Raw genomic sequence first — 14,682 nt, forward strand, 5'->3', positions numbered from 1 at the left:
GGGAGCGCGGACGCACCGGGTACCGGGTCGGGCGTGGTTACTTGACGTACAGGCGACGCGGGTCGACGGAGGCGATGATGTCGTCGTAGACGAGGCCACCGATCTTCGATCCGGCGATCTGGGTCTGCTTGAAGTAGCCGGTCGGGACGACGTTGACGACGTCCTTCACGATGTACTGGCCGAGCTTCTCCCACTCGGCCGCGGCCTTGGCCGGGTCGGTGATCTTGTTGATCCGGTCGATCTCACTGTTGATCTTGGGATCGTTGACCTGGGAGTAGTTCTGCGCGCCCTCGGCGATCGCCCGGCCGTCGTACAGCGGCGGGATCACGGTCGAGGCGGACGGCCAGTCGGCGGCCCAGTTGGTGTTGAAGATGTCGTAGTTGTTCTTCAGCTTGCTGACCTGGTCGTAGTAGGTCTCGGCCGGGATCTCCTGGCGCTGGACGTCGAAGCCGGCCTTCTTCAGGCCGGCCGCCATGGCGGTGGAGTACGCCTGACCCTCCGCCGAGTTGATGTAGCCGAAGGTCAGCTTCAGACCGACCTTGCCGGCCTCCTCCAGGAGCTTCTTGGCCTTGGCCGGGTCACCGGCGGGCTTCTTCTTCTTGCCCCACGGGTCGAAGGAGGGGTCGTAGCCGCTGACGGTCGGGCTGATGATGCCGCCGGGGATCTCCATCGCGTCGGCGCCGCCGTAGGCGCGCTGGAACGGCGAGACGGGCAGGGCGTACGCGATGGCCTCGCGGACCTTCTTGTCCTTCATGGCCGGGTGGCTCAGGTTGATGTTCATCTGGCCGACGTAGGGCTGGTAGCCGAGGACCGTGCGGGACTTCATCTTCGGGTCCTTCAGGACCTTGGAGAGGTTGCCCGCGTCGACCGAGTTCTGGAAGCTGACCGCGGTCCGGTCGGCGCCGGTGTCGGCGAGGAGTGCCTTGGTGGAGTCCTCGTACTGCTGGTTGAAGGTGATGTTGAACCGGTCCACGTACTGGTGGCGCAGCGGGTCCGTCTTCGCGTCCCAGTTGGTGTTCTTGACGAGCACCATCGACTTGCCGGACCTGAAGGACTGGATCTTGTACGGGCCGCTCACCAGCGGGTCCTTGTCGTACTTCTCCTTCGTGTCGCCCTTCTGGGAGACGACGGCGTAGCCCGCCATGGCGAGGGCGTACGGGAAGTCGGCGTGGGGCTTCTTGAAGTGGAAGACGACCGTCTTCGCGTCCGGCGTCTCCAGGATGCTGTCGGGCAGGTGCTTGCCCTTGAACGGGCCGTCCGGCAGCAGCTTGCGGTAGTCGGCGCCGGGGGTGTCACCGAGCCACTGCTGGATGTAGGGCGGGCCCTGGTTGATGAACGAGGCGAACTGCCGCTCGAAGGTGTGGCGGATGTCGGCGGACGTGATCGGGGACCCGTCCTCGAACTTGATGCCGTCCTTGAGGGTGTACTTCCAGCTCTTGCCGCCGTCGGTCGTGGTGCCGGCGTCGGTGGCGAGGTCGCCGACGAGTTCGTGCCGCTTGCCGTCGTCGCCGATCGACTTGTAGCCGGTGAGCCCTCGGTGCAGCAGCAGGGCGACCGCCATCTCGTTCTGGACGTAGATCTGGCCCGGGTCGAGATGGGCGTAGCTGTCGCGTGCCGGTACCTGGATGGTGCCGCCGCTCTTGGCTCCCGGCACTTCGGGAGCGGGCCCCTGCGAGTCCTTGGCGTCGCCGAACCCGATCGTCGCCTGCTGCCGCTTGGCGTTCGCGTTGTCCTTGTCCCGCCTGTCTTTGCCGCCCGAGTCGCTGCCGCCCTCGCTGCAACCGGTGAGCACGAGGGCTCCGGCCGCGAGCAGTAAGACCGCGGTGCGCGCGGGGCGTCCACCCTTACCCATCACTCAATCCCACCCATCTGTGTGTCATCGAGCCGTCTTGGGGTCGAAGGCATCCCTGACCGAGTCCCCGAGCAGGTTGAAGGCCACGATGAAGATGATCATCGAGACGCCGGGGAAGAACATGTAGGTGATGTCGTTCTGCATCACGAGTTCGGTGGATGCCTTGGAGAACATCTGTCCCCAGTCCGGGGTCGGTTCGACGATGCCGACGCCCAGGAAGGACAGCCCGGCCTCGGCGGTCACGAAGTTGGGGAGCATGTAGGTGCCCTGCACGAGGATGGGCGTGACCACGTTCGGCAGGATCTCCCTGCGGATGATCCGCCAGGGCGGGGCCCCGCTGACCTTTGCCGCCTCGATGAACTCCCGTTCCCGCAGGGCGAGGGTGGTCCCGCGCAGGATGCGTCCGAGGCTCATCCAGCCCAGGAACCACTGCACGGCGATGAGGGCGACCACCCGGACGTAGACCGGGGTCTCGTCCCTCGGGCTCACGAAGAGCGAGACCACGACCGGCATGCTGGCGATGAAGAACAGCTGGGCCGGGAAGGCGAGGAGGAAGTCGATGACCCGGCTGATGAAGTAGTCGGCCCTGCCGCCGAGATAGCCGGCCGTGACGCCGAGCAGGATGCCGGTGAGCACCGTCGCGAGGGTGACCGCGACCGAGATCATCAGCGAGGTGCGGATGCCGTAGATGAGCTTGGTGAAGACGTCGTAGCCGTTGCCCGGCTCGAGCCCGAACCAGAACTCGCCGCTGATGCCCCCGTTGGGCCGCACCGGCACACCCGCGCTGTCGAAGAGTTCGGGGCGCTCGTCGGCGTACACCGTGTACGGGTCCTTGCCGTACAGCTTGGCGATCAGCGGAGCGAGCAGCCCGACCAGGAAGAAGAAGACGACCACGTAGGCCGAGATCACTCCGGTGCGGTCGCGCTTGAAGCGGATCCACATCAACTGGCCGGGAGACCGGCCGATCGGTGGCCCGGCACCCTCAATTTCCGTAGCACTCGTCACAGTTCGCCCATTTCACCGTGTGGATGTGGACGTCGGGGCACGTGCGTGACTCCCCCGGAGTGGTACGCCGCTAACTATCTGCTATCGGGCAACTACCGACCAGTCGTCTTCCAATCTCGATTCAGTCACAGCTGGCGCCAAGGTCTTCTCCGGGGCACGGAAAAGCCCGGGCACCCCCTGCTCGGGGGTGCCCGGGCTCAAGTGGCCGAGGATCAGCCGTGCTTGGCGCGGCTCGCGGCGCGGGCGCGCTCGCGGGCGTCCAGGTTCACCTTGCGGATGCGCACGGCCTCCGGGGTGACCTCGACGCACTCGTCGTCGCGGCAGAACTCCAGCGACTGCTCGAGGGAGAGCTTGCGCGGCGGGACGATCGACTCCGTCACATCGGCCGTGGACGACCGCATGTTGGTGAGCTTCTTCTCCTTGGTGATGTTGACGTCCATGTCGTCGGAGCGGGAGTTCTCACCGACGATCATGCCCTCGTACACCTCGGTGCCCGGCTCCGTGAAGAGCACACCGCGCTCCTGGAGGTTCGTCATCGCGAACGCGGTGACGGCACCGGCGCGGTCGGCGACCAGCGAGCCGTTGTTACGGGTCTGCAGCGCGCCGAACCAGGGCTCGAAGCCCTCGTGGATGGAGTGGCCGATGCCCGTGCCGCGGGTCTGGGTCAGGAACTCCGTACGGAAGCCGATCAGACCGCGGGAGGGGACGACGAACTCCATGCGGACCCAGCCGGAGCCGTGGTTGGACATGTTGTCCATACGGCCCTTGCGCACGCCCATGAGCTGCGTGACCGCGCCCATGTGCTCCTCGGGCACGTCGATCGTCATGCGCTCGACCGGCTCGTAGACCTTGCCGTCGACGTCCTTGGTGACGACCTGCGGCTTGCCGACGGTGAGCTCGTAGCCCTCCCGGCGCATGGTCTCGACCAGGATGGCGAGCGCCAGCTCACCACGGCCCTGGACCTCCCAGGCGTCCGGACGCTCGGTCTCCAGCACGCGCAGCGAGACGTTACCGATCAGCTCGCGGTCGAGGCGGTCCTTGACCTGGCGGGCGGTGACCTTGCGGTCCTTGACGGCCGCCTTCGCGTCGGCGCCCTTGCCGGTGCCGCCACGGCCGACCAGCGGCGAGGTGTTGGTGCCGATGGTCATGGAGATCGCGGGCTCGTCGACCGTGATCAGCGGCAGCGGGATCGGGTTCTCGGTGTCGGCGAGGGTCTCACCGATCATGATGTCCGGGATGCCGGCGACGGCGCAGATGTCACCCGGGCCGGCCTTCTCGGCGGGCTTGCGGGTGAGCGCCTCGGTCATCATCAGCTCGCTGATGCGGACGTTGCTGATCGTTCCGTCGCGCTTGATCCACGCGACCGTCTGGCCCTTGCGCAGCTCGCCCTGCTCGACGCGCAGCAGCGCGATACGGCCGAGGAAGTTGTCCGCGTCCAGGTTGGTGACGTGGGCCTGGAGCGGGGCGGCCTCGTCGTAGGTCGGGGCCGGGATGTGCTCCAGGATCGTGGAGAAGAACGGCTCCAGGCTGGTGGAGTCGGCCGGGACCGTGCCGTTGTCCGGCTTGGTCAGCGAGGCGATGCCGTCACGGCCGCAGGCGTAGACGATCGGGAACTCGATCTGCTCCTCGTCGGCGTCCAGGTCGAGGAAGAGGTCGTAGGTCTCGTTGACGACCTCGTCGATCCGGGAGTCCGGACGGTCCGTCTTGTTGATGCACAGGATGACGGGCAGGCGCTGCTGGAGGGCCTTGCGCAGCACGAAGCGGGTCTGCGGCAGCGGGCCCTCGGAGGCGTCGACGAGCAGGACGACACCGTCGACCATCGACAGACCGCGCTCGACCTCGCCGCCGAAGTCGGCGTGGCCGGGGGTGTCGATGATGTTGATGGTGATGACGTCCCCCCCGTCCTTCGGGTGGTACTTCACCGCCGTGTTCTTGGCGAGGATCGTGATGCCCTTCTCACGCTCCAGGTCGTTCGAGTCCATCATGCGGTCGTCGACGGAGTCGAGCTGGTGCGCGGCAAAGGCGCCGGCCTGCTTGAGCATGGCGTCGACGATGGTCGTCTTGCCGTGGTCGACGTGGGCGACGATGGCGACGTTACGGATGTCGTGGCGCGTGGCCATATTGCGGCGTACTCCCGGAGTGTGAGGAAGGCCTACGCGTACGTCTGTGTTACGCGGGCCCTGCCGGGCTTGACATGCCACGGCCTCACCCCATGGTACGTGTCCGCGCGAGGAGCGGTTTCCGCAGCCCCGCGCGGCTCAGGACGCCGAGGGGCTCGGCGTGAGCTTCTCGCCCTTCTTCAGGAAGCCCATGTCCTCGAAGACGGGCGTCCGGAACCCGAAGGAACCCGCGTTGACCACGCTCTTCCACGCGGCGGTGAGCTGGGGCCGCTGGTACAGCGGGATGGAGCCGGCCGCCGCCCAGATGCGGGAGTCGGCCTTGCGGATCAGGGCGTGCGCCTCGTCCTCGTCCAGGGTGGCGATCGCCTGGTCGAACAGTTGGTCCACCTGGTCGGTGCCGACGCGGGTGTAGTTCTGCTCGACGCTCAGCGAGCCGTCGGCGGCCGGGACCGGCTTGGCGTAGATGGGGCGGGCGTCGGTGGCGGGGAAGGCGGAGGAGGGCCAGGAGTACAGGGCCAGGTCGTACTGGCCGGAGGCGATGTGGTCCTTGAAGTAGCTCTCGTCGGAGACCTTCGTGATCTCGGTGCCGATGCCGACGCGTTTCAGCATGCTCGTCACCCGGTCGGCGACGGCCCGCAGGGGTTCCGAGCCGGCGCCGGAGGGGAGCACGAAGCGGAGCGTGAGGGGCTTGCCGTTCTTGGCCAGCGCCTTGACGGCGGTCCCGGCCGGGGCGGCGGTGCCCTTGGGGGCGTACGCGCCGGGGGCGCCGCCCCGCTGAGCGCGCGGGTGGGAGTCGTCGTGGTCCCGGGTGGTGGTGTGGTCCCGGGTGGCCGCGTACGGCGCCTTGTCGTCCTCGCCGACGATGTACGTGCCTTCGTCGCCGTCCTCGGACCGGTCCTCGTCGGACTCGTCCTGGTCGGCCTTCTTCTTCTCCGACTTCTTGCCCTTGGGGCCGGCCGCCTCCTCGTCCTTCTTCTGTTTCTTGATCGGTCCGCCCGACACCCAGCCGGCGTCCGCGAGCAGCGCCCGCGCCTCGTCGGTGTCCTGGCCACCGAGCGCGCCGCTGTTGTCGGCGTAGGCGGCCTGCCCGGCGAGGGCGAGGTGGCTGCCGACGGGGACCGCGGGCAGGCCCAGCGGCTTCAGCACGACCTCGGCGAGCTCCTTGCGGTTCAGGGCGCGGGCCACCGCCCGCCGGACCCGCTCGTCGGCGAGCGGGCCCTCGGCGCCGTTGAGGGCGAGCTGGGTGTAGGCGGGCTCCAGCGACTTGCGGACCTGGAACCCGCGCAGCCCGTCGGCGCCGCTGCGGACGCGCTGGGCGACGGCCGGGTCGACCTCGGCCAGCTCGAGCTCGCCGGCGGCCAGGGCGGCGGCGCGCTTGTCGTGCGGTACGGCGCGCAGCACGATCTCGGAGAGCTTGGCGGTCCTCCCCCACCAGCGCGGGTTGCGGGTGAGGCGGACCTGGTCCTGCTTGGTGTCGACCTTCTTCACGATGAACGGCCCGGCGGTGACCTTCAGCTTGCGGCGGGCGCCGTCGTTGAAGGAGTCCGGGGTGCCCATGACGTCCTTCGGGTACAGCGGCGAGAACAGCGAGCGCCAGTCCGCGTAGGGCTTGGCGAAGGTGACCCGGACCTCCAGGTCGTCGGCGCCGCGCTCGATGCCCTCGATGCGGTCGTAACCGGCGTTGCGGGCCGTCCAGTAGGCGGAGTCCTTGCCGGAGAGGGCGCGCCACTGGGCGGCGAAGTCGGCGGCGCCGATCTCGCGCCCGTCGCTCCAGACCGCCTGCTGGTTGAGCTTGTACAGGACGACCTGCTTGGGCTCGGTCTCGATCACCTTGGCCGACTCCAGGTAGTCGGCGTTGCGCTCCGGCCGCCCACTCGCGTTCATCCGGTACATCGACGGCAGGACGGCCTGGGCGACGCGGCCGGTGGTGGCGTCGGCGTCGGCCTGGAAGGTGTTCAGGGTGTCCGGCACGGCGTCCACGGCCCAGTGCAGGGTGCCGCCGTCGGCGATCTTGGCGCGGGCCGCGGCGGCGACGTCCTGCTTGGCCAGCGGCTTGCCCGCCTGGTCCTCGGAGTCCCCGCAGCCGGCGAGTGCGAGCACCGCGAGTGCGCCCGTGATGAGGAAGGCCACCGAGCGTGTGACCGCGCGTGGTCCGACACCGTCGTAGGACATCTCTGGTACCTCCGGGGAGCGACTCCCGCCGGTGACACAGGTGCGTTCTGATCACATTTGGCGGTATTTTGGAGTTGATCAGATCTACGGCCCAGATCTACGGCCCCACTGAAGAGGAAAGGGTTCGCCAGCCGAGGGCGACACGGCGACGGGGGCGCGGAAGCCCACCCGTCCGGAGCAACGCACGCCCCCGGCGCACACAGAGCGCCTACGGGCGTGTACAGAGGGCACGCAATCCGCCAATCGCTGCACACGCCTTCACATCGGTCGGTGTGACGCGCAACACTCGCAGGCGCATGAACGTCGCCGTCCAGGGCCGAACGGCCCGAGGAAGTGAGGTCACGTCATGTCCGTGCACGACGACCTGACAGCAGTCCAGCGCTGCCTCGACGACCTCTCCCGGTCCGTCGGCCGGCTGGAGAAGCAGCTCGGCAGCGGCGGCCTGGAGATCCGCCGCGTCCGCAACGACGCCAACCACCTGCGCGAGAGTGTGGCGCTGCTGCGCGAGGCGGCCTTCCATCCGGCCTCGCCCCACAAGCCCGAGCTCGTCACCATCTCGGACACCCCCTACGACGACAGCCTGTGGGTCGACTCGGACGACGAGGGTCTGGGCGCCCGCGACCGCCACGCCCCCTGACCCGACCGGAGTCCTGCGTTGGCCACTGGTACGGAACCACATGTGAACAGCGGCGGCGTACGGTCCCGTACGCGCGCCGCGATCGACGCCCCGCATCTGCGGACCGACCGCTGGTGGCTGGCGCCCGCCGCCACCGCGGCCGGCCTGCTCGCCTTCGTCGTGTACTCGACCTGGCGGGCCTTCGCGAACGCGGACTACTACGCGGCGCCCTACGTCTCGCCGTTCTACTCGCCCTGCCTGGCGGAGAACTGCGAGACGATGCGCTCCGGACCCAACTGGGAGATCTTCGGCAGCTGGTGGGGCATCTCCCCGGCGATCCTCATCCTGATCTTCCCGCTCGGCTTCCGCCTGACCTGCTACTACTACCGCAAGGCCTACTACCGGGGCTTCTGGGCCTCACCCCCGGCCTGCGCGGTCGCCGAGCCGCACAAGAAGTACACCGGCGAGACCCGCTTTCCGCTGGTCCTGCAGAACATCCACCGCTACTTCTTCTACGCCGCGCTCCTCGTCGCCGGCATCCTGACCTACGACACGGTGCTGGCCTTCCGCGACGAGCACTACGCGTGGGGCCACATGGGCCTCGGCACCCTCGTCTTCCTGGTCAACATCGTGCTGATCTGGGCGTACACGATCTCCTGCCACTCCTGTCGGCACATCGTCGGCGGCAAGCTCAAACACTTCTCGCGGCACCCCGTGCGCTACCGGATGTGGCAGTTCGTCGGGAAGCTCAACGCCCGCCACATGCCGCTCGCCTGGGCGTCGCTGGTGAGCGTGGCGCTCGCCGACTTCTACGTCTATCTCGTCGCGTCCGGTGTCTTCGACGATCCGCGCTTCTTCTAGCTGAGTGGGGCCCTGTGATGTCCGTGGTCGACCGTCAGGAGTGGGACGTCGTCGTGGTCGGCGCCGGTGGCGCGGGCCTGCGCGCCGCCATCGAGGCCCGCGAGCGCGGCGCCCGTACCGCCGTGATCTGCAAATCCCTGTTCGGCAAGGCCCACACGGTGATGGCCGAGGGCGGCATCGCGGCGGCGATGGCCAACGTCAACGAGCACGACAACTGGCAGGTCCACTTCCGCGACACCCTGCGCGGCGGCAAGTTCCTCAACCAGTGGCGGATGGCCGAGCTGCACGCGCAGGAGGCCCCCGACCGGGTCTGGGAGCTGGAGACCTGGGGCGCCCTCTTCGACCGCACCAAGGACGGGCGGATCTCCCAGCGCAACTTCGGCGGCCACGAGTACCCGCGCCTGGCCCACGTGGGCGACCGCACCGGCCTCGAGCTGATCCGCACGCTCCAGCAGAAGATCGTCTCCCTCCAGCAGGAGGACTTCAAGGAGACCGGGGACTACGAGTCCCGCCTGAAGGTCTTCCAGGAGTGCACGGTCACCCGGATCCTGAAAGACGGAAGCCGGGTCTCGGGCGTCTTCGCCTACGAGCGCGAGAGCGGCCGTTTCTTCGTGCTCGAAGCCCCCTCCGTCGTGATCGCGACCGGCGGCATCGGCAAGTCCTTCAAGGTCACGTCGAACTCGTGGGAGTACACCGGCGACGGCCACGCGCTCGCGCTGCTCGCAGGCGCGCCCCTGCTCAACATGGAGTTCGTGCAGTTCCACCCGACGGGCATGGTCTGGCCGCCGTCGGTGAAGGGCATCCTCGTCACCGAGTCGGTGCGCGGCGACGGCGGGGTGCTCAGGAACTCCGACGGCAAGCGGTTCATGTTCGACTACATCCCGGACGTCTTCAAGGAGAAGTACGCCCAGTCCGAGGACGAGGCCGACCGCTGGTACGACGACCCCGACCACAACCGGCGCCCGCCCGAGCTGCTCCCCCGCGACGAGGTCGCCCGCGCGATCAACGCCGAGGTGAAGGAGGGCCGCGGCTCCCCGCACGGGGGCGTCTTCCTCGACGTGTCGACGCGGATGCCCGCCGAGGTGATCCGGCGCCGGCTGCCCTCGATGTACCACCAGTTCAAGGAGCTGGCGGACGTCGACATCACCGCCGAGGCGATGGAGGTCGGCCCGACCTGCCACTACGTGATGGGCGGCATCGCCGTCGACTCCGACACGGCCGCCGCGCGCGGGGTGCCGGGGCTGTTCGCGGCCGGTGAGGTGGCCGGCGGGATGCACGGCTCCAACCGGCTCGGCGGCAACTCGCTCTCCGACCTGCTGGTGTTCGGACGCCGGGCGGGCCGGTACGCGGCCGAGTACGCGGCGGGCGCGGGCGGCCGGCCGCCGGTGGACGACGTCCAGGTGGACGCCGCCGCCGCGGAGGCCCTGCGGCCCTTCTCCGCGGAGAGCGAGGAACCGTCGGCGGGGCCGCCGGAGAACCCGTACACCCTGCACCAGGAACTCCAGCAGACCATGAACGACCTGGTCGGCATCATCCGCCGCGAGGCCGAGATGGCCGAGGCGCTGGAGCGCCTCGCCGACCTGCGGGTACGCGCCCGGCGGGCCGGTGTGGAGGGCCACCGCCAGTTCAACCCCGGCTGGCACCTCGCCCTGGACCTGCGGAACATGCTCCTGGTCAGCGAGTGCGTGGCACGGGCCGCACTGGAGCGCACGGAGTCGCGCGGCGGGCACACCCGTGAGGACCACCCGTCGATGGACCGCGAGTGGCGCCGGATCAACCTCCTGTGCCGGCTGACCGACCCCACGGGCGGACTCGCGGCCACCGACCCGGTGCGCGGCCAGATCACCCTCGCACGGGAGACCACCGAACCCATCCGACGGGACCTGCTCGCCCTCTTCGACAAGGAGGAGCTGGTCAAGTACCTCGCCGAAGAGGAGCTCTACGAATGAGCGGCTACGAGGCCCGCTTCAAGGTGTGGCGGGGCGATGCGCGGGGCGGCGGCCTGGAGGACTTCAAGGTCGACGTCAACGAGGGCGAGGTGGTCCTGGACATCATCCACCGCCTCCAGGCCACCCAGGCGCCCGACCTGGCCGTCCGCTGGAACTGCAAGGCCGGCAAGTGCGGGTCGTGTTCCGCGGAGATCAACGGGCGGCCCCGGCTGATGTGCATGACCCGCATGTCGGTGTTCGACCAGGACGAGACGATCACCGTCACGCCGTTGCGCGCCTTCCCGGTGGTCCGGGACCTGGTGACGGACGTCGGCTTCAACTACCGGAAGGCACGGGAGGTCCCGTCGTTCGTGCCGCCCGCCGGGGTCGGGCCCGGCGAGTACCGGATGTTCCAGGAGGACGTGGACCGTCCGCAGGAGTTCCGCAAGTGCATCGAGTGCTTCCTGTGCCAGGACACCTGCCATGTCGTCCGCGACCACGAGGAGAACAAGACGGCGTTCGCCGGCCCGCGCTTCCTCATGCGGGTCGCCGAACTGGACATGCACCCGCTGGACGCGGCCGCGGAAGAGGGACTGGACCGGAAGAAGACGGCGCAGGACGAGCACGGGCTCGGCTACTGCAACATCACCAAGTGCTGCACGGAGGTCTGCCCCGAGGGCATCAAGATCACGGACAACGCGCTGATCCCCTTGAAGGAACGGGCCGTGGACCGCAAGTACGACCCGCTGGTGTGGCTGGGCTCGAAGATCAGGAGGAGGTCTTCGTAGCCGGCTTCGTGGCCTGCCGCTGTACGTACAGGCCGAGGAACGCCACGGCCATGCCCGTCAGTGCGAAGGGGGCGTTCCGGATGTCCGGTCCCCGGAGCGGGCCCAGGAAGAGGAACGTGCCGAACCCGACCTGACCGATCAGCGTTCCGTACCCCCACACCTTGGGCCGGAGCACCTTGGCGCGCCCCGGCCCGGGGAGAATCCAGCCGGTGATGATCGCGGCTGCGCCGGTCACGGCTCCGGCCGTCAACACCACTATCCCCGCTGTCACCAACACCTCGTGCATGCCGGTCATCCTTCCAGCAGCTCCAGCACCCGCAAGAGATTTGACTCAGCTATGGCCCGCATCGGACCGGGGTTTGGGAAGTCGCCGTCGAGGAGGCGGAGGGGGCCGGAGACCAGGGACAGGTGCATGGCGAGGCGGTAGAGGCGCAGGCGGTCGTCGTCCAGGCCGGGGGCACGCAGGGCGTCGTAGTGCGGGCCGAGGCGGATGCGGAGGAAGACGTGCTCCCACTCGACGTCGAAGTACATCAGGCCCTCGATGTCGATCAGCGCGGGGTTGCCGTCGGCGTCCAGCAGGACGTGGTCGGGGCCGAGTTCGCCGTGGATGAGGGTGTGACGGGCGCGGGGGCGGACCCGGGAGGCCAGTTCCCGCACCCGGCCCTCCAGTTCGTCCCGTACGTCGGCGATCCGCGCGTCCCGCACCGCGGTCGCCGCGATGTCGCGCAGGGCGCCGTCCGTGACGCGCTGCTCGCAGGAGTCGGCGGACGAGGTCCCGCCGGTGTCGACGAGGGCGACCTTGCCGAAGGCAGGGCCCTCCTGGGCGTGCAGCGCGGTGAGGGTCTCGGCGAACCGGGCGAGGGCCGGGCCCGCCGTGTCCGGGTCCCGGCGCAGTGCCTCCTCCAGGCTGCCGCCGGTGAGGTCCTCGACGATCGCCGCGTCCGCGGGCAGCCGGGTGTGCGTGGCGTCGATGTGGAGCAGGCGGGGCGTGCGGACGCCGGCCTCGGTCAGGCGGTCGTGTGCCGCGTTGAACAGGTCGAGGCCCGTGCCGTGGGAGAAGGGGTCGCGGGGGTCGCTGGGGCCGGCGTCCCAGTAGTCCTCGTCCGGTGACCAGACGTAGGCGATCGCTGTGGAGTCGTCGTCGAGGGTGAGGCGGTAGACGCCCTTCTTGCTGCCCCCGCGGAGTCGCGTGACGGCGGTGAGGGTGCGGGTTCCGCCGAAGGCGGTGCGGGTGAGGGGGGCGAGGTCGTGGCGGGTGAGGGGGGTGCGCGGGGTGCGGGCAGCGGCGCTCATTCGGCCGATGCTCGCACCCCCGGCGGGCGGGGCGCAGGGGGTTTTCCCTAGTGCTGTGACCGGAAAGGTTTGCCGGAAGCTCGCGGCGTCCGGTGCGGTGCCTCGCAAGGCGGAGCATGACCCGCGTACTGGATGTACTCGGGTGATGCGACAACGCGGCGAGGGGCCGTGCCGGGCGTCGCGAGCCGGTGAACCTTTCCGGTCACAGCACTAGGGCCTGTCGTTTGGATCAGGCCGGCTGTAAGACGCGGCGCCTTGCAGCCGACCCGAGCGGGGTCTGGTGCGTGCAGATGCAAGGCGGAGGAGGGCGTCAACGCGATGGGGGTCCCTCCCGCGCGAGCGAAGCCGAGCGTGGGGGAGTTGGCAACCGACGACAACGCGGCAGATGTGCGTGCCAGCCCCGCGACGCCGGGATGATCCAAACGACAGGCCCTAGGGCCTGTTGCGAAAGTGGCGCCTGCCGCGCGACGCCCGGCACGCGCTCTCGCCGCACCGCCCGGAAGCCCGAGTACGCCCAGTACGAGGGCTTCCAGGCGGCACGCCGAGAGCACGCACCGGACGCCGCGCGGCCGCCCTTCGGGCGACGACGCCACTTTCGCAACAGGCCCTAGCGGACCCAGCCGTCCTCGTACGCCTTCCAGTCTCCCTCCGTCGCCGCGAAGTCCACGTAGAGGGCGACGCCGAAGCGGGGGCGGTCCTTGTCCGTGCGGGACAGGCCCAGGCGGACGCCTCGGACGGCGGCGGGGACCGTTTCGGCGGACGCCCGGTGGCCGAAGCGGTTCTCGTGGAAGAAGGGCAGGCCCATGAGGAGGTCGGTGGAGGGCGGGGTGACCTCCAGGGCGAGGGAGGTCTGCTGGGCGACGTAGCCGCCGTAGGTGCTCTCGAACTGCTGGATCGTGTCGTACGACATGACGGCGATCTGGTCGACGCGGCGGGCGACCTCGCCGAAGTACTCCTGGGACCACCACTTGGGGTGGTTCGTGAGCGTGCCCCAGAAGGAGTGGAAGCCGGGGAGGGGGTCGATCTGGTGGGCGGCGACGGACAGGGGCGCGTGCTGGGCGCTGGTGACGCGGTGCAGGGCGTCGAGAAGGGTGAGGTAGTCGCGGTCGCCGGAGTGGAGGGGCTCCAGGTCGAAGTGCACGCCGTCGAAGCCGGCGGTCAGGATCTCGCGGGTGGACCGCACGATGGCGTCCCTGGTCTTCGCGAGCTCCAGGCGCAGGCCGTCGGGGGTCTCCGTGGCGAGGACGTCACCGAGCCAGGCCTGTACACGGACGCCGGGTATCTCCCGGTGTACGGCGTCCATGAACCAACCTGCGTTCGAGTAGGCCGACCTGGGGAGCGTGCCGTCGTGTTCCAGGGGACCCGCGTGGACGTAGAGGTCCCGGATGCCGGTGCCTCGCAGGCGGCTCGCGAGCGCCGTGATGTCGGCGTCCTTCTTACGGCCGTCGACCCAGGCGTGGCCGAGCCATATCGCGTCACGGCCACGGGTGTACGTGCCCTCCGCGGGGTCGCCGGTGTAGTTGAGGCGGAGGGCGAGCTGGGAGGCGAGGAGGGGGAGCAGCAGGATCAGGACGAGGGCGAGGGCGATACGTCTGCCTCGGCGGCGCCGGGGTCGTCGCGACTCGGACTCGGCTTCGCCCCGGCTTCCCTTCCCACCCGCACCACCTGTGCTGCTTTCGTCGCCGGGTGCGGGTGGCCCCGGCGGGGCACCCCCACCGTCGGAGCCTGCCACTCCGTGCGCATCACCGACCTCCGCTGCGCTGTCGCGTGCGGTCGACCCCGGCGAAGCCCCCGCGGCATCACCGACCGCGGCTCGGTCCGGTACGGGCGGCCCCGGCTGCACGGCCCCACCGTCGGCGACCTCCGCGCCGCCGTCCGATGCGAGCGCCCCCGACGAAACGCCGTCACCGTCGGCGACCGCGCCGCCACGCACACCATCGGCCTCCGCGTCACGGCCGAGCGACGGCGCCCCCGGCCGAGCGGCCACGCCCTCGGCCGGCGGCGGCTGCTGTTCCGGAGTCGGGTCGGCGCCCGGCTTCTCCGGGGG

At 69.6% G+C, this 14,682-nt stretch carries 11 protein-coding genes; 4 read left to right on the forward strand and 7 right to left on the reverse strand.

Annotated features, from left to right (window positions below):
- Positions 1–37 precede the first annotated feature (37 nt).
- From ACGFNV_RS08550 to ACGFNV_RS08565, 4 genes are all read right to left on the reverse strand, one after another.
- Positions 38–1,852, reverse strand: coding sequence for an ABC transporter substrate-binding protein (locus tag ACGFNV_RS08550; RefSeq protein WP_393620554.1), 1,815 nt, complete (start codon positions 1,850–1,852; stop codon positions 38–40).
- 24 nt (positions 1,853–1,876) lie between these two features.
- On the reverse strand, positions 1,877–2,857 hold the full coding sequence (locus tag ACGFNV_RS08555; RefSeq protein ID WP_393620556.1) for an ABC transporter permease: 981 nt from the start codon (positions 2,855–2,857) through the stop codon (positions 1,877–1,879).
- A gap of 212 nt (positions 2,858–3,069) precedes the next feature.
- Positions 3,070–4,977: a translational GTPase TypA gene (typA, locus tag ACGFNV_RS08560; RefSeq protein WP_393620558.1), complete on the reverse strand. Its 1,908-nt coding sequence runs from the start codon at positions 4,975–4,977 to the stop codon at positions 3,070–3,072.
- A gap of 138 nt (positions 4,978–5,115) precedes the next feature.
- Entirely contained in the window at positions 5,116–7,149 is a 2,034-nt protein-coding gene (locus ACGFNV_RS08565) for an ABC transporter family substrate-binding protein (RefSeq protein WP_393620560.1), read from the reverse strand.
- A 346-nt stretch (positions 7,150–7,495) separates the two neighbouring features.
- Here ACGFNV_RS08565 and ACGFNV_RS08570 point away from each other — a divergent pair, with 346 nt between their 5' ends.
- From ACGFNV_RS08570 to ACGFNV_RS08585, 4 genes are read left to right on the forward strand one after another with little or no spacing between them, the layout of a single operon-like run.
- The gene (locus ACGFNV_RS08570) at positions 7,496–7,786 is read left to right on the forward strand and encodes a hypothetical protein (RefSeq protein ID WP_133927286.1); all 291 of its coding nucleotides are present in this window, start codon (positions 7,496–7,498) and stop codon (positions 7,784–7,786) included.
- 18 nt (positions 7,787–7,804) lie between these two features.
- Complete coding sequence (locus ACGFNV_RS08575) at positions 7,805–8,626, forward strand: hypothetical protein (protein WP_393620562.1); 822 nt, start codon at positions 7,805–7,807, stop codon at positions 8,624–8,626.
- A gap of 17 nt (positions 8,627–8,643) precedes the next feature.
- Positions 8,644–10,575, forward strand: coding sequence for a fumarate reductase/succinate dehydrogenase flavoprotein subunit (locus ACGFNV_RS08580; RefSeq protein WP_393620564.1), 1,932 nt, complete (start codon positions 8,644–8,646; stop codon positions 10,573–10,575).
- Positions 10,572–11,342 carry a succinate dehydrogenase/fumarate reductase iron-sulfur subunit gene (locus ACGFNV_RS08585; RefSeq protein ID WP_393620566.1) on the forward strand — a complete coding sequence of 257 codons (771 nt, stop codon included), beginning with the start codon at positions 10,572–10,574 and terminating at the stop codon, positions 11,340–11,342. The genes ACGFNV_RS08580 and ACGFNV_RS08585 overlap by 4 nt, the downstream gene beginning before the upstream one ends.
- Here ACGFNV_RS08585 and ACGFNV_RS08590 read toward each other — a convergent pair.
- The 3 genes from ACGFNV_RS08590 to ACGFNV_RS08600 form a co-directional block, all read right to left on the reverse strand.
- A complete protein-coding gene (locus tag ACGFNV_RS08590) occupies positions 11,323–11,628 on the reverse strand; it encodes a hypothetical protein (protein WP_393620568.1) in 306 nt (101 codons plus the stop codon). The genes ACGFNV_RS08585 and ACGFNV_RS08590 overlap by 20 nt on opposite strands.
- Positions 11,629–11,633: 5 nt before the next feature.
- Positions 11,634–12,635 carry a phosphotransferase family protein gene (locus ACGFNV_RS08595; RefSeq protein ID WP_393620570.1) on the reverse strand — a complete coding sequence of 334 codons (1,002 nt, stop codon included), beginning with the start codon at positions 12,633–12,635 and terminating at the stop codon, positions 11,634–11,636.
- A 607-nt stretch (positions 12,636–13,242) separates the two neighbouring features.
- A complete protein-coding gene (locus ACGFNV_RS08600) occupies positions 13,243–14,478 on the reverse strand; it encodes a hypothetical protein (protein ID WP_393621465.1) in 1,236 nt (411 codons plus the stop codon).
- Between the last annotated feature and the right edge of the window lie 204 nt (positions 14,479–14,682).

This window comes from Streptomyces sp. NPDC048751, assembly GCF_043198595.1.
Taxonomy (GTDB): domain Bacteria; phylum Actinomycetota; class Actinomycetes; order Streptomycetales; family Streptomycetaceae; genus Streptomyces.

What these genes read in the sequence shown, in the direction of transcription:
- ACGFNV_RS08580 (WP_393620564.1), top strand. Translation starts at nt 8,644, where the DNA reads ATGTCCGTGGTCGACCGTCAGGAGTGGGACGTCGTCGTGGTCGGCGCC.
- ACGFNV_RS08550 (WP_393620554.1), bottom strand. Translation starts at nt 1,852, where the DNA reads ATGGGTAAGGGTGGACGCCCCGCGCGCACCGCGGTCTTACTGCTCGCG.
- ACGFNV_RS08585 (WP_393620566.1), top strand. Translation starts at nt 10,572, where the DNA reads ATGAGCGGCTACGAGGCCCGCTTCAAGGTGTGGCGGGGCGATGCGCGG.
- ACGFNV_RS08590 (WP_393620568.1), bottom strand. Translation starts at nt 11,628, where the DNA reads ATGCACGAGGTGTTGGTGACAGCGGGGATAGTGGTGTTGACGGCCGGA.
- typA (WP_393620558.1), bottom strand. Translation starts at nt 4,977, where the DNA reads ATGGCCACGCGCCACGACATCCGTAACGTCGCCATCGTCGCCCACGTC.
- ACGFNV_RS08595 (WP_393620570.1), bottom strand. Translation starts at nt 12,635, where the DNA reads ATGAGCGCCGCTGCCCGCACCCCGCGCACCCCCCTCACCCGCCACGAC.
- ACGFNV_RS08570 (WP_133927286.1), top strand. Translation starts at nt 7,496, where the DNA reads ATGTCCGTGCACGACGACCTGACAGCAGTCCAGCGCTGCCTCGACGAC.
- ACGFNV_RS08565 (WP_393620560.1), bottom strand. Translation starts at nt 7,149, where the DNA reads ATGTCCTACGACGGTGTCGGACCACGCGCGGTCACACGCTCGGTGGCC.